The sequence below is a fragment of the Companilactobacillus kimchii DSM 13961 = JCM 10707 genome, assembly GCF_001435445.1.
Classification (GTDB): domain Bacteria; phylum Bacillota; class Bacilli; order Lactobacillales; family Lactobacillaceae; genus Companilactobacillus; species Companilactobacillus kimchii.
Window position 1 is genome coordinate 99,557 of sequence record NZ_AZDH01000017.1, and the last position, 15,821, is coordinate 115,377.

Genomic DNA, 15,821 nt, shown 5'->3' on the forward strand with positions numbered 1-15,821 from the left:
GGGAATTATTATGGACTTAGAAATTTTTAATGATGATAATTTGATCGACAAGGATAGAGAAAATTGGGTGAAAGATATTGTTCAATTTACTTTTAATCAATTGGAATTAAAGGAAAATACACAACTATCGATTCATTTTGTAACTAAAGATGGTATTCATGATATTAATAAAGAGTATCGTAATGTTGATCGTGCGACTGATGTTATTAGTTTTGCCATTAATGATGGTGAGGATTCACTAGATTATCTAGAGAATCAAATTCCTGATTTACCAGTTGATTTAGGTGACTTGTTCATTAGTACTGAGATTGTAGCAGAACATGCTAAAGACTATGAACATTCATTTGATCGTGAGTTGGGTTATACAATTGTGCATGGAATTCTTCACTTGAATGGTTATGACCATATCAAGAAAGAAGACGAGAAAGTCATGATTGGTTTACAAGAAAAGATTTTGGGTGCTTATGGTTTAGAAAAATAAAATTAGGAGAGTGGGTAATTGTATTTTGATTGCCTGCTCTTATTTTTTTATTTTGAAAAATAAGTGAGCTTTTACTTTTTAGTTTGCTTAATCTCTTGTATTATAAACATAGTAGAAATACAAAAAGGAGACTGAAACTAGTGGAAATTAACGAACAGCAGCTATTTGATATTGCTGATAAGGCTATGCAAAATGCTTATGCTCCTTATTCTCATTATCAGGTTGGCGCAGCAATTCTTTGTGATAACGACAAAGTTTATTCTGGTGTTAACGTCGAAAATGCTTCATTTGGTTTAACTAATTGTGCCGAGAGAACAGCTATCTTTAAGGCTGTTTCTGAAGGTGCTAAGAAGGTTAAGGCAATTGTAATTACTAATGGGACCAAAGAGATGTCAAAACCCTGTGGAGCTTGTCGTCAAGTGATGAGTGAATTTATGGGACCAGATGATATTGTTTTCTTAGCTAATAATCGTAATGATTATAAGAAATATACTTTCAAAGAAATTTTGCCACTAGCATTCAGTGATGAGGATATGAATTAATATGGATAATAAAAATTATAAATCAGGTTTTGTAGCAATTATTGGACGCCCAAATGTTGGTAAATCAACATTTATGAATCGTATTATTAAAGAACAAATTGCTATTACATCACCTAAAGCACAAACAACACGTAACAAGATTCAAGGAATTTTTACTGATGATGAACGTCAGATTATTTTCTTGGATACACCAGGAATTCATAAACCACATAATGATTTGGATCAATATATGGATAAAGCTGCTATTTCAGCTCTTAAAGAAGTTGATGCCGTACTATTCATGACAGAAGCCGGAGAAAAAGCTGGCCCTGGGGATAAATTTATCATTGAGGAATTAAAGAAAGTTAAGGCTCCAGTTTTCTTAATTCTAAACAAGATCGATTTGATCAATCCCGATGAAATGATGCCACAAATCGACGAATACAAAGATTTGATGGACTTTGCTGAAGTTATTCCAATTTCTGCAACCAATGGTAACAATGTTGATGATTTGATCGATTCTTTGACAAAGGCTTTGCCAGTTGGACCACAATATTATGCTGATGACCAAATTACTGATCACCCAGAATACTTTATTGTCGGTGAATTGATTCGTGAAAAGATTTTGGAAGATACACGTGATGAGATTCCTCACTCAATTGCGGTTGTGGTTGAATCGATGAATCAACGTAGTGCTGCTGGTAAACTTCAAATTGAGGCTTATATTTACGTTGAACGTGATAGTCAAAAACCTATTGTTATTGGGCGTGGCGGTTCTATGTTGAAGAATATTGGTATTGGTTCACGTATTAAGATTGAACATTTGTTAGGTGAGAAGATCAATTTGAAGCTTTGGGTACGTGTTAAGAAAAATTGGCGTGATGATCCAGCCTTTTTAGCTAGTGCTGGTTATTCATTGAAGGACTTGAATAATTAATGCATCAAACGGCAACTAATTTCTTTGGAATTGTTGTACGACGTCAACGTTATAAAGAACGGGATGCTTTGGTCACAATTCTGACGAAAGAATATGGTTTTAGAACTTTTTTGGTTCGTAGTACACAAAATTCTAAATCAAAAATATCAGGCTCGGTGATTACCTTTTCATATGGTGAATACTCAGGTGTAGTTCGGGATGATGGTCTGTCGTACTTGAATTCAGCTAGTAATATCAAACAATTTGATGAAATCGTACAAGATATTGAATTGAATGCCTATGCTACTTTTCTATTTGATTTGTACCATGAAGCCTTTATTGATGATCCCGTACCAGATAGATGGTATCGAGAACTTTTTAAGGCTTTGCTGTACATTGATAATGGTTATGATGCACAGATCATTGTCAATATCATGCAAATGAAGCTATTGGATGCTTTTGGAGTTAAACCCAATATGGATGCTTGTGTAGTTGGCGGTGAAACTGAAGGAGTCTTTGACTTTTCAGTTCTTTTAGGTGGATTGATTTGTTCAAATCACTTTGATAACGATATTCATCGCTTACATATTCCAAAACGGATCATCTACTTTTTGCGTCTGTTTAGCAAAATCAGTTTGGATCAGGTCGGCAAGATTGAAATCAAAGAAAATAATAAAGATTTGATTCAACATGCGATTGATGCTATTTATTTAGGCACAGTTGGATATTATCCTAAAAGTAAAACTTTTATCGACAAAATGAAGCGTTGGCGCTTTTAGCCAATTGACAATCTTTATGAAAATGGTTATATTTGTAAATGTGAAAACAGCGACAGGGGATGGTGGAAGCCCTGACTAAGATTTATGGCGTATAATTTTCATTTGAATATAAAAGAGCAGGACTTTGTCCTGAATTAGGGTGGAACCGCGAATAATCGTCCCTTGCAGAAAGTGCCTAAGTGTACACTGCAAGGGATTTTTTTGTGCTTCGCCTGAAGGGAGAAAACATGGTTAAGAAGTTAAATATACAAGATATGATTCTTACTCTTCAAAAATTTTGGGGTAGTAAGGGCTGCATGTTAATGCAAGCATATGATACAGAAAAAGGTGCCGGAACAATGAGTCCATACACATTTTTACGTGCAATTGGACCAGAACCATGGAATGCTGCCTACGTTGAACCATCAAGACGTCCAGCTGATGGTCGTTATGGTGAAAATCCTAACCGTTTATACCAACATCATCAATTCCAAGTAGTTATGAAACCAGCTCCAGAAAACATTCAAGAATATTATTTAGATTCATTACGTGCTTTAGGTATTGAACCACTAGAACATGATATTCGTTTCGTTGAAGATAACTGGGAGAACCCATCAATGGGTTGTGCCGGTGTTGGTTGGGAAGTTTGGCTTGATGGTATGGAAGTTTCTCAATTTACATACTTCCAACAAGTCGGAGGACTTCAATGTCATCCAACAACTAGTGAAATTACTTATGGTGTTGAACGTCTAGCATCATATATTCAAGATGTAAATTCCGTTTATGACCTTGAATGGGGCGACGGCGTTTTGTACGGTGATATCTTTAAAGAGCCAGAATATGAACATTCAAAATACTCATTTGAAGAAAGTAATCAAGATATGCTTTTCAAATTCTTTGATGAATATGAGAAAGAAGCTAACCGTTTGATGGATCTAGGTTTGGTTCATCCGGCTTATGATTACATCTTGAAGTGTTCACATACATTTAACTTGTTAGATGCTCGTGGTGCTGTTTCTGTTACTGAACGTGCTGCTTTCTTATCACGTATTAGAAAGATGGCTCATAAGGTTGCTAAGGCCTTTGTCGAGGAAAGAAAGAAACGTGGCTTCCCACTTCTAGCAAACAGTCAAGCAAAGGAGAACGAAAATGACTAAAAATTACTTATTAGAAATTGGATTGGAAGAAATGCCAGCCCATGTTGTAACTAAGAGTGTTAATCAATTTGCTCAAAGGGCAGAGAAATTTCTTAAAGAAAATCGTATTTCTTTTGATTCAATTGAAAAGTTTTCTACCCCTAGAAGATTGACAATCCTAGTTAAAGGTATTGCTGATAAACAAACTGATATTGATGTTAAAGCTAAAGGTCCATCTAAAAAGATTGCCCAAGATGCTGATGGTAATTGGACAAAAGCTGCACAAGGATTTGCTCGTGGACAAGGTATGACACCAGATGATATCTTCTTTGAAGAACTAAAAGGTGTTGAATATGCCTATATTCAAAAACATGAAGATGGTCAAAAAGTTGAAGATGTATTGAGCCATATGGATGAAGTTATTAAAGCTATCACATTCCCTACAAGAATGCGTTGGGGTTCATATGATTTCGAATATATCCGTCCAATTCACTGGTTGGTATCTCTACTTGATACTGAAGAAGTACCAGTTAAGATTCTTGATATCACTTCTGGACGTATGACTCGTGGACACAGATTCTTAGGTGAAGATGTTGAAATCGATGATGCTAAGAACTATGTTGAAAAATTGAGATCACAATCTGTTATCGTTGATGCTAAAGAACGCAAACAAATTATTTCTGACCAAATCAGTAAAATTGCTACTGACAATAGTTGGGACATTGACGTTGATGCCGACCTATTGGAAGAGGTTAATAATTTAGTTGAATTCCCAACAACTTTCTACGGCTCATTCGATAAGAAATATTTGGAAATCCCTGAAGAAGTTCTAATCACTTCAATGAAGGATAACCAAAGATACTTCTACGTACGTGACCAAAGTGGGAAATTGGCTCCTTACTTTATCGGTGTTAGAAATGGTAATACAGAACATATCGAAAATGTTATTCGTGGTAATGAAAAGGTCCTTGTTGCTCGTCTAGAAGATGCTGATTTCTTCTTTAAGGAAGATCAAAAGAAGACAATTGCTGACTACGTTGAAAAACTTAAATCAGTTAACTTCCACGTTAAAATCGGTACAATGTATGAAAAAATGGCTCGTGTTCACCAAATTGCTGAACATTTGGCTAAATTATTCAAACTAGATGAAACTGAAACTAAAGACTTGCTACGTGCTAGTGATATTTACAAGTTTGATCTAGTAACAAGCATGGTTGATGAATTCCCAGAGCTACAAGGTGTTATGGGTGAAAAGTATGCTGAAATTATGGGCGAAACAGAAGCTGTTGCTCATGCCGTTCGTGAACACTACATGCCAATTTCAGCCGAAGGTGAAGTGCCTGCAAGTAAAGTTGGTGCAGCTTTAGCTATTGCTGATAAATTAGACTCATTAGTTACTTTCTATGCAGTTGATTTGATTCCTAGTGGTTCAAATGATCCATATGCATTGCGCCGTCAAGCTTATGGTATCGTTAGAATTCTTAACCAATATCAATGGTCATTGAATTTGAATGATCTTCAAGATTACTTAAAAGCTAACTTAACAGTTCCTGCTAAATTAGACTTAAGCAAGCATGAAAAAGATATTGATGACTTCATGATCGACCGTGTACGTCAACTATTGAAACAACAAGCTGTTCGTGGAGATATTATCGATGCTGTTGCCGGCGGTTCAAATGTTGATCCAATCGCTATGATTGACGTTGCCAAAGTGCTACAAAATCATATTTCTGATGATGACTTCAAAGTTGTCATGGAAGCATTAGGTAGAATTGTTAACTTATCTAAGAAAGCTAAGTTTGGTTATTCAGACGATTTGACAGTTGACGATTCATTGTTTGAAAACCCATCAGAAGCTAAGTTAAAAGAACAAGTAGCTAAAGTTAGTGATGATAATGCTGAAGATCTATTCAAACAATTAGCAGCTCTACGTCCAACAATTGATTCATACTTCGATGAGAATATGATCATGGCTAAGGATGAAAAGGTTAAGAATAACCGTTTAACACAATTGGTTATTGCTAACAACTTGATTGCTAAGCTTGGTGATCTTTCTAAGATCGTTACAAAATAGAAATGTAATATGTATTAACTAAATAAAGCCGCAGTGTTCATTAAGAACATTGTGGCTTTATTTTAGTTTCTGTAAAAAATCTATATATTCTCTAATTACGTAGTCGATACAATATCCTAATGAAAGATAAGAAACTACATCACGATTTCTTATAGGATTTGGAATTGGTGTGGAGTAATAAAATAAGTTATACGTGGCTAAAGAGGCGAGAGTGTTGTCAGAGAAAGGCGTCATGCTAATGATAGGAACCTGATTTAGACATAATAGTTTAGTTCCTTCAATTACATTTCTTGATTCACCACTAATAGAGGCTATCCAAATACAGTCGGTGGATTTTATAACAGGCTGTACGGACTCGAATTCACTTCGTCCTGAAAGAAATATAACGGGAACGTTAACAAGTAGCATTAAGTTTCTTGATAATTCACGCATATAGTTAGCTTGACTATGTCCAGTTCCGTAGACATAAATAGCTGTAGAATTTTTTAATAAATGATTGATGGAATCAAAACTTGTTTGAATCAACATACTATTTGTTTTAGAAATATCAATTTTTTGCTGATTTATAACTCTATATTGAGGGGAATCAGCCTTTTCTTCGATACTGGATTTTAAATCATATCTGAGCTCAGCAAAATCAGTGTAACCAATCTTTTTGACGAGTTTAGAAATGAATGAACTTGAATAGTGTATTTTCTTTGCCAATTCAGAAATCGTAAGACCATTTATTTCAGATTGATGCTGGTGAATATATTCAATGACATTCTTCTCGTTCTCTGTTAGTGGGTGGGTTAAATTAACTATTCTTTGATCAAAATTGTTTACAGCCATATAGAGTATCCCTTTTATCTATTTTCCAAGATGGAATATATTTTGTTAAGTACGAATAAATGAATCAAAGTACCTGGTTTAATGCAGTAAAAAATGTATAAAATATTTTCCAAATTGGAAAATTATCATATATTCGGAACAATCATTACTAACTATTGTAATCGATTACATCACTAATGAGTAGTGATATTCTGAATTTGTAATCAAGAAATAATTCATTATGTCTTTTAGGGAGGATATAATATATGGGCAAGAAAATGGAGTCTTTTACTAATAAAGTACAAAGTTCTATGGGTAAATTTGCTTCTAATAAGTTATTGTCAGCTATTTCGAATGGGATGATTAGACTTTTACCAGTTACGATGGTTGGCTCAGTTTGTGCAATTTTAGGTAATCTAGGTTTTCCTGGATATCAAGATTATGTTAATAAAATTGGGTTAGGTTCAATCTTTTCAATGGGCGTTCAGATGACTACAAACCTCATATCAATTTATGTGTTGGTTTCTTTAGCCTATGAGTTTTCCAAAAAGTTGAACGGTTCTAAGATTAATTCAATCCTATTATCTGTCATGAGTTTCTTCTTATTGACACCGATCAGTAATATTAAGATTAAGGGAAACGATATTGTAGGTTTAGATCTTTCATACTTAGGTTCTAAAGGTATGTTCGTTGCAATGATTGTTTCGCTTAGTGTAACTTGGTTTTATTGTTTACTGGAAAGAAAGCATATCACAATTAAAATGCCAGATAGCGTTCCTCCAGCAGTATCCAATTCGTTTACAGCTCTAGTACCGGCATGGATAATTGCAGGAATTATACTTGTTATTAATGGAATGCTTCGTGCCACTTCTTTTGGAGATATTCATAATTTGATTTATACAATCGTACAAACTCCGCTGGAACATTTAGGCGGTTCAATTTGGGCCTTGTTATTCATTCTATTCTTTTCAGAGTTCTTATGGTTCTTTGGTATTCACGGGAGTATGGCTACTTCAGCAATTATTTATACTCTATACCAACCACTTGAATTACAGAATTTAGCAGCTTATACAGCAGGACAAGCACTACCTAATATTTTAACTAAAACCTTTATTGACGTTATGAAAGGACCTCGTCATTTTGCATTAGCAATTCTATTATTATTCTTGTGTCATAGTCATCATATGAAATCGGTTGGTAAGGTTGCCATTGTTCCAGCATTCTTTGGTATCAGTGAACCTATGAAGTTTGGTATCCCGATGGTTCTTAATCCAATACTGTTTATTCCTATGACATTGTCACCAGTAATATCTGTTGGACTTGCATACGTAGCTACATCATTAAATTTAATTCCACGTATGACAGGTATTACCTTCCCTTGGAATATTCCAGTAATCTCCGGGTTAGTTGTGGGAGATTGGCGTACGGCCATCTTACAAGTTTTACAATTATTGATTGCAATGGCTCTTTATTATCCGTTTATTAAAATTCTTGATAGACAAAGCTTAGAACAAGAAGCTGCTCAAGCTGAAAAGGAGTAGGACATGATTGAACAAAATAATACGCATTTTATATCATTGCAGGGAACTTTCAATACTAGAGATTTAGGTGGTTATCAAACGGAATCTGGAAAATATGTCAAAAAAAATCGTCTTTTTAGGTCTGACGATTTATATAAACTCACTATTTCTGACATTAAGTGGTTTGAAGACCATGGATTAACTACTGTAATTGATTTCCGAAACTTTAATGAAAGAAAGAACCGACCAGATAAAATAATCAAGGGTGTAAAATATTATGACCTTTCTCCAGATGATGAGACGGCAGCTTTAGCAAGTGCAGATTTGAAATCAGATAAGAAAAAAATTGATAAATTAATTGAAAAGAAAAAGCAGAATAAATTGGACTTAACCGGAGATGGTTTAAAGAAAAGCATGGTCGGATTTGTCAGAGATTCTGAAACACAAAAACTTTATAGACAAGTTTTAGAAATACATATAAAAGAGAATAATGATGTCATTTTACAGCATTGTCGTGGAGGGAAAGATAGAACAGGTTATGGTTCAGCTTTGGTTTTACTTGCTTTAGGTGTTTCAGAAGATGATGTGATTAGCGATTATATGTTAACGGCAAAATATAATGCAGATAGAAATAAACGTAGGATGAATGAGTACAGAAAATATACTAAAGATCCTGTCGTATTAAAATATTTGTCCAATGCTATGTCGACACGAAAGGAAGTTATTGAGGCCGGTATTAACGAAATGAAGAAAATATCAGTTTCACCGATTCAGTATATTCAAAATGAATTGGGATTCGACAAGGATAAAATTAGTTATCTTAGATCCATTTATTTACGTTAAAAATACTCATTAGTAATGGAGGTCGTTTTTAAATGCGTTTGTTTTTAATTAAAAAAAGAGGCCATTTGATTTTATGTCAAAATCAAATGGCCTCTTTTTTGCTATGCATTTGGCATGCTCTTATATATAGCCATTTAAACAAGCAACATGTGATACTGAAAGAATATAAATTTTAGCAAATATACGAGCTAATAAAAGGTTAATACTATATGCTCCACATTAATGTGGAAGAAATACGTATATGGAACCGATTACATAAATGCTATATTGTCATTGGAGGCAAAGATATGGACCTAAATAAAAGACAGATTCAATTGATTTTAATACTAGTTGAAAATAAAAGAGAACCTGACTATCTACCTCTAAGTGCTAAAGAGTTGTCTAGCAAAGTAAATGTTTCTACCAAAACCATTTATAAGGACTTACTAGTTATCGGTGACTATATTGATCAATACAAAGCTCAACTAGTTAAGAAACCTAGAATTGGAATTTATATTAAGGGTAGTGATAGGAATCTTTTAAAAATTTTAACTGGCATAGATTTAAAAAAGGACAGTCAATATTTAGACAAAGAAACAAGAAGAGAATTAGTTTTTAGTAAATTACTTAATTCTGACGAATTTATTACTATTCAAGATTTATCGGATAAATATTACGTCAATCGTCAAGTTATTTTAGAAGATATTGATGATATTGAATTACGCTTAAAATCAATAGGGATCAATCTTCAAAGGAAGTCTGGTAAAGGAATAAGGGTAGAATTAAACGAAAATCAACGTAGAAAAATTCTAACACAAGTTATTTCTCGCCAATTATTTAATGCAACGACTACTATCAATGAACATAGTTTGAGAATTATTAATGATAATAAGCTATCTATATCTAAAGAAATGATTACTGAGGTTGATAAGGTATTAAGCAATTTTACAAATAAACAGAATATGATTTTAAACGACTATGAGTATCAATCGTTGTTAGTTCATTTATTAATAGCAATTGAAAGAATCAAACTAGGAAAGTTTATTAATAGTGATCATTGGGGACATTCAGAAACCTATTTAGTGGAATCTAAGGTTCTTGCAAAAGATTTAGAGAAAAAATTAAACGTTAAGTTTCCCAAGCAAGAAATATATTATATTCAACTCCATTTAATAGCTGCTGGTAAAAAAAGAACCAATAAAATAGCAACCGATTTGGGTAAAAACACTTTACTACACGGTTACTTGAAAGACTTTGGGTATGACAAGCAATTATATGAAGGATTATTGCTACATATAAATTCGTCATTGAACCGTTGGAAATTAGGAGTGTCAATAACAAATCCTTATAAAGATTCAATTATTCAAAAATATAGTTATGCATTTGAAGCAGCCGTCAATTTAAAGAAATTATATGAACAAAAGTATCATACAAAGATTAATGATGATGAAACAGCATATTTAGCACTGCACTTTGAGGCTTTCTTAGAAAGAAGACGTGCTAGTAATAATATAATTCAAGCGGTAATTGTTTGCAGCACGGGATTAGGTACTTCGCAATTATTGGCAGCTCGCATTAAACGTGAATTTTCCAATGTAAAAGTAAAAGAAATTCTTTCTTATAATGAATATTTGAAATTTGACGCTAAGAATATTGATTTGATTATCAGCACAATTGAATTAGATGAGGGTGTTATACCAACAATTTATGTAAGTCCAGTAGTTTCAACTGAAGAATTGAAAAATAAAATTCGGATGGCAATCAATGACAAGAGTGAATTAACGGACGATAACCTTTTGTTTAATAGTCTTATATCAGAAAGAAACATACTAATTTCGAAAGTCGATTCTTGGGAAAAAGCAATTAGAATGCTTGGTAACCTATTAGAAAAGAACAATGTTTTACAAAAAGGTTCAATTGAAAGTGCTATAAAGAGAGAGCATTTATCGTTCACATCCTTTAAAAATATTTCGACGCCACATGCTAATCCTAAATATGTTAATGAATCACAGATTGGGGTATTGAAATTGGAAAAACCAGTAGTATGGGGTGAACAGTTAGTTAGTGTTGTTTTCTTTATTGCTTTTAAGGGGGACGTACCCCAGGCTAAATTGGATGAAATTTATGATCGATTTTGGGATGTTTTAAGTAATGAAAAATTAATTAAAAAAATTATTTTAAGTGGTAGTAGCAAGAGTATATCTAACTTGTTGAAGGGGAAATAGAGAATGAAAATTTTAGATTTATTAAATAAAAATCAAATGAACTTTAATATTGAAGCCGCCTCAAAACATGCGGTGATAAAAGAAATGGCCAAAATGTTTTTGGAAGATGGCGTTATTACAGACATTGATCAATATGTTGAATCAGTAATGGAAAGAGAAAAGACTGGGACGACAGGAGTTGGCGGAGGAATTGCTATTCCACATGGTAAGTCAGATGTTGTTAAAACATCGTCAATTGCTTTTGCAAAGTTGAATCACCCAGTAGATTGGGATGCATTAGATGGCAAAGATGTTTCAACTATTTTTATGCTATCGATACCAGGTGGATCGGAATCCAAAGAACATTTACGAGTGCTTTCTATGTTGGCACAACGCTTAATGGATGACGATGTCATAGAAGCTCTTGATACTGCGAAAACTAAAGAAGACATAATTAATATTTTTCAAAATAAGGAGATTGTAAAATAATGAAAAGAAAATTGATTGCTGTTACGGCCTGTGCTACAGGAATTGCTCACACATATATGGCAGAAAAGGCACTTCGTAAGGCTGCTAAAGAAATGGATGTCCTTATTAAAGTCGAGACACAAGGAGCCACAGGAATTGGTAACCGTTTAAATGAAAAAGATGTTCAAATTGGTGAGGCCGTTATTTTTGCTACGGATACAAAGGTACGTGATTCTGAAAGATTTGCTGGGAAAAAGATTTTAGATATCAATGTCAGTGATCCAATTAAGGATGCTAAAAAGGTTATCAAGGATGCCTTAGCATTGGCTGACAAATAATAGAATTGTTAATTTAAGGGGGTATTAAAAATGAGTAAATCATTTTGGAAAGAATTAGAGAAACATATTATGACCGGGATTTCCTATATGATTCCTGTTGTTATTGCTGGTGCTGTTCTGATGGCTATTTCTAGAATTGGTGCTTCAGCTTTCGGTATTTCCAATATTTGGGATGAAAAATGGGCAACAAATTCCAATGCAATTATTCAATTTTTACACACAGACGATGGATGGGGTGGATTAGCCTTAGGATTAATGTTTCCAATTATCTCTGGTTTCATTTCTTATTCAATTGCCGATAAAGGTGGTATTGCACCCGGTATGATAGCTGGTGTTTTAGTCGCCAATATGAATGCTGGATTCTTGGGGGCTCTAGCCTCTGGTTTAATTGCAGGTTATACTGCTAAATTTATGTTTGACCATATTCATTTACCAGAAGCTATGAAATCCGTTGTTCCAGTTTTTCTAGTACCAGTTTTGGGTTCTTTAATTACTTTGATTTTAATTCAGTATGTTGTAGGTGGACCATTTGCTGCTTTGAATTCTGGTTTAGCAAGTTGGTTAAAATCAATGACCGGAGTTAATAAGGTTCTTCTTGCCGCTATTGTTGGTGGTATGGTTGGATTTGACTTAGGTGGCCCTGTTAATAAAGCCGCTGTTACAACCGCTATGGCTTTATTAACTAGTGGTGTCTATGATCCTAATACGGCTGCTCAAGTAGCAATTATTATTCCTCCTATTGGTTTAGGATTGGCAACCATTATTAACAATAAAAAATTTAGTCCAGAGTTAAATGAAGCAGGAAAGGCATCCTTTATTATGGGATTGATTGGTGTTAGTGAAGGTGCCATTCCTTTTGCCATCGAATCACCATTGAAGGTTATTCCTATTAATGTCGTTGGTTCAGCTTTAGGAAGTGCCATAGCTGTTGGATTAGGAGCAGTCAACAAAGCACCTATTAGTGGCTTTTATGGATGGTTTGCCGTTGATAATTGGCCAATTTATGTTCTAGGAATCTTTGTTGGATCAGCTTTTGTTACTGGTGCAACATTACTTGTTAGAAAGAATGCTGTGGTAGAAGAGGATAATTCTGCCACTGAGATTGATGAAGATCAAGATAATGACTTTTCTGAAGAAGAGTGGGAGAGCTAATGAAAAAGGTAAGTATTGTAAACCATACACACTGGGATAGAGAATGGTATTTCTCCGCCGAAGATTCAATCTTTTTAAGTGATAAGTTGTTTACTGATGCTATTGTTGAATTGGAAAAACATCCAGGTGCAAGTTTTACTTTAGATGGACAAATTTCAATTTTAAATGATTATTTAGAGATTCGTCCGGAAATGATGGATCGCATTAAAAAGTTAGTGGCAAATAATCAATTGATTATAGGACCTTGGTTTACGCAACCCGATGCATTGCACATTAAAGGTGAATCTTTACTTCGTAATGGAATGATTGGAATATTAGATTCACAAAAATATGGTAAATATTTATCAGTTGGTTATTTACCGGATACTTTCGGGTTTAATTCACAGATGCCAGTTATTTTAAATCAATTAGGTCTATCTAGTTTCATTTTTTGGAGAGGAATAAATGCTAAGAGAATTGGTGGCTATTATTTTAATTGGCAATCTTTAGGAAAAGAGAATCACGTCACGGCAATTAATATGCCTCAAGGGTATAGTACAGGAATGCTCTTGAATGATAATCATGATTATGTTGATAAAAGATTGGATAATGCTGTTGAGTTTATCAGTGAAATTGAACAAGGAGATAATATCCTAATTCCATCAGGTAATGACCAATTAGATATAATTAAAGATTATCAAAAAAAAGTTGAACGTATTAATGACTTAGGAAAATATCAATATGAAATATCAGATTATCAGGCTTTTGCCGAAAAAATTTCTAAACGAAATGACTTACCTAATTATGTAGGTGAGTTCATTGATCCTGTTTTGGCTAGAGTTCATCGTACTAGTAGTTCGAGCCGTATGAACATTAAGTTGGCTGCAAGAAAACTTGAATCTGAATTGATTGAGAAAGTTGAGCCTATGCTGGTAATTGCTAGATCAATGGGATTGGATATCAGTCAGAATCTATTAATTCGTTCATGGAAGAAATTATTGGAAAGTCAGGCACATGATAGTATGGCTGGTAGCGTGACGGATTCCGTTGAACAAGATATTATGCATCGTCTAAAAGAAGGCATGCAAATTAGCGATGATATCATTAATATCGTTGAGAATTTGATTGCTAAAGAGATTGATTTAAATAAAGACGAAGTACTGGTTTTCAATCCTTCCACACATGTGTTTAAAGGTTATAAAAAACTAGAACTGTTAACGATATCGAATGATCCTAAGTTAGAGGGATATTTAAGCGAAATTATTTCTCAAAGATTTATAGAACCACGTGAAAATATTTTGATACAAGATGAGACGGGTGATCATTATATTAAAGAAAATGGATATTATATTTCAGATATTCTAGTTAAAATAGAATTACCTGCACTAGGATTTAAAGTGTTCAAATTAGTTGAACATAACAATGAAAATAGTGTTCAAATATCAAATGTTAATAGCATAAGGAATGGACAAATTTCTATTAAATACGAGGACGGTCAAATAGAAATCAGTAATAAGAAACATTTTTGGAAGAATGCTATCTTAGTTGAAGATGTAGCCAATGATGGAGATACTTATGATTTTTCACCATTGAGAAATGGTCAAAGGTTTATGCTGAAATTTGATCAGTGTACGACCAAAACACATCATAATTTCTCTGAAATGATTTTATCAGGGGTAAAAAAATTACCTAAGTCACAAGTACAAAAACAATATCAGAACCAATTTGAGACGGTAAGTTACAAGCTACATATCACATTATTATCTGACGATGATCGTATTCGTTTTAAATTTACATTTGATAATAAAGTTTTAGATCATCGTGTTCGAGTTGGAATAAGAACAGGCATGATATCGTCAACAAATATTGCTTCAGTACCATTTGGGTTTATTGAAAGATCTGCTATTGAACAGAAAAATAATGATTGGACAGAAGTACCAGTTAATATTTATCCATTCGATAGTAATGTCACATTAAAAGATGGTAACAAAGGTGTCTCAGTGATTTCCAAGGACATTTCAGAGTATCAACAAGATAAAGATATTATTTGGCTGACCATTATGGCAACTACTAATGAGTTAGGTAAACCGGATTTAGCTTATCGTCCTGGTAGAGCTTCTGGTGATACGACAAAGCAAGGACATATAATGATACAAACACCTGATGCGGAATTATTAGGATCAATTACTGAACACTTTAGTTTGGTGTTAGACCAATTTGATGAAATTAAGATACAGCAGATGACAAATAGTGATAATCTGTCTGTCCCTAATTATCAAGAACAAACGCTTAATTTATTTCATAATAGGCTTGATAATAAAATTCAATTTCCAATAGTTAAGAAAAAAAATCTAAAGAATCTAGAATTGTTAAATTTGCCAAATGATTATCTGGTCAGTTCGATTTATCCATCTTATTTCGCTCAAGATGGATTTATCCTTCGATTGGAGAATGTAAGTCATGATTTTCAAAAACTAGATTCAAAATATTTCGGGGAAAATTATGAAATTGTTAATGCCATTGAACATAAAGTTGATGGGGATATCGTTATTGCACCAATGAGTGTTATCTCTATTAAGATGAAATTTTAAATAATTTAAGCCATCGTAATCTTTGCTAGATTATGATGGCTTTTTTAAAGG

General features: G+C 33.6%; 14 protein-coding genes. 13 read left to right on the forward strand and 1 reads right to left on the reverse strand.

From position 1 onward, the window contains the following. The first annotated feature begins 10 nt into the window (after positions 1 to 10). The 6 genes from ybeY to glyS all read left to right on the forward strand — a co-directional run bounded on the left by ybeY (position 11) and on the right by glyS (position 5,886). Positions 11 to 481 (forward strand): rRNA maturation RNase YbeY, encoded by a 471-nt coding sequence (ybeY, locus tag FC97_RS07495; RefSeq protein ID WP_054642139.1) that lies wholly within the window; start codon positions 11 to 13, stop codon positions 479 to 481. A gap of 95 nt (positions 482 to 576) precedes the next feature. Further along, positions 577 to 1,023 carry a cytidine deaminase gene (locus FC97_RS07500; RefSeq protein WP_304515790.1) on the forward strand — a complete coding sequence of 149 codons (447 nt, stop codon included), beginning with the start codon at positions 577 to 579 and terminating at the stop codon, positions 1,021 to 1,023. A 1-nt stretch (position 1,024) separates the two neighbouring features. Next, positions 1,025 to 1,939 (forward strand): GTPase Era, encoded by a 915-nt coding sequence (era, locus tag FC97_RS07505; RefSeq protein ID WP_054642140.1) that lies wholly within the window; start codon positions 1,025 to 1,027, stop codon positions 1,937 to 1,939. Continuing rightward, complete coding sequence (gene recO / locus FC97_RS07510; protein ID WP_054642141.1) at positions 1,939 to 2,697, forward strand: DNA repair protein RecO; 759 nt, start codon at positions 1,939 to 1,941, stop codon at positions 2,695 to 2,697. Before era ends, recO begins: the two co-directional genes overlap by 1 nt. Before the next feature lie 227 nt (positions 2,698 to 2,924). Beyond that, the gene (glyQ, locus tag FC97_RS07515; protein ID WP_034544297.1) at positions 2,925 to 3,833 is read left to right on the forward strand and encodes a glycine--tRNA ligase subunit alpha; all 909 of its coding nucleotides are present in this window, start codon (positions 2,925 to 2,927) and stop codon (positions 3,831 to 3,833) included. Continuing rightward, a complete protein-coding gene (gene glyS / locus FC97_RS07520) occupies positions 3,826 to 5,886 on the forward strand; it encodes a glycine--tRNA ligase subunit beta (RefSeq protein ID WP_054642142.1) in 2,061 nt (686 codons plus the stop codon). Before glyQ ends, glyS begins: the two co-directional genes overlap by 8 nt. A 57-nt stretch (positions 5,887 to 5,943) precedes the next feature. Here glyS and FC97_RS07525 read toward each other — a convergent pair whose 3' ends face one another. Next, on the reverse strand, positions 5,944 to 6,717 hold the full coding sequence (locus tag FC97_RS07525) for a MurR/RpiR family transcriptional regulator (protein ID WP_056968012.1): 774 nt from the start codon (positions 6,715 to 6,717) through the stop codon (positions 5,944 to 5,946). Positions 6,718 to 6,962: 245 nt separating this feature from the next. Between FC97_RS07525 and FC97_RS07530 the strand changes: the two genes are divergently transcribed. The 7 genes from FC97_RS07530 (at position 6,963) to FC97_RS07560 (ending at position 15,770) form a co-directional block, all read left to right on the forward strand. Beyond that, positions 6,963 to 8,237 (forward strand): PTS sugar transporter subunit IIC, encoded by a 1,275-nt coding sequence (locus FC97_RS07530; protein ID WP_082397468.1) that lies wholly within the window; start codon positions 6,963 to 6,965, stop codon positions 8,235 to 8,237. A gap of 3 nt (positions 8,238 to 8,240) precedes the next feature. After that, positions 8,241 to 9,059 carry a tyrosine-protein phosphatase gene (locus FC97_RS07535; RefSeq protein ID WP_056968014.1) on the forward strand — a complete coding sequence of 273 codons (819 nt, stop codon included), beginning with the start codon at positions 8,241 to 8,243 and terminating at the stop codon, positions 9,057 to 9,059. A gap of 287 nt (positions 9,060 to 9,346) precedes the next feature. Beyond that, positions 9,347 to 11,263: a BglG family transcription antiterminator gene (locus FC97_RS07540; protein WP_056968016.1), complete on the forward strand. Its 1,917-nt coding sequence runs from the start codon at positions 9,347 to 9,349 to the stop codon at positions 11,261 to 11,263. A 3-nt stretch (positions 11,264 to 11,266) separates the two neighbouring features. After that, positions 11,267 to 11,731, forward strand: a complete 465-nt coding sequence (locus FC97_RS07545; RefSeq protein ID WP_054642147.1) for a PTS sugar transporter subunit IIA — start codon at positions 11,267 to 11,269, stop codon at positions 11,729 to 11,731. Continuing rightward, on the forward strand, positions 11,731 to 12,048 hold the full coding sequence (locus FC97_RS07550) for a PTS fructose transporter subunit IIB (RefSeq protein ID WP_054642148.1): 318 nt from the start codon (positions 11,731 to 11,733) through the stop codon (positions 12,046 to 12,048). The genes FC97_RS07545 and FC97_RS07550 overlap by 1 nt, the downstream gene beginning before the upstream one ends. A gap of 30 nt (positions 12,049 to 12,078) precedes the next feature. Next, positions 12,079 to 13,200 carry a PTS fructose transporter subunit IIC gene (locus FC97_RS07555; RefSeq protein WP_054642149.1) on the forward strand — a complete coding sequence of 374 codons (1,122 nt, stop codon included), beginning with the start codon at positions 12,079 to 12,081 and terminating at the stop codon, positions 13,198 to 13,200. Continuing rightward, positions 13,200 to 15,770 (forward strand): glycoside hydrolase family 38 N-terminal domain-containing protein, encoded by a 2,571-nt coding sequence (locus tag FC97_RS07560; RefSeq protein ID WP_054642150.1) that lies wholly within the window; start codon positions 13,200 to 13,202, stop codon positions 15,768 to 15,770. Before FC97_RS07555 ends, FC97_RS07560 begins: the two co-directional genes overlap by 1 nt. Positions 15,771 to 15,821: the final 51 nt, after the last annotated feature.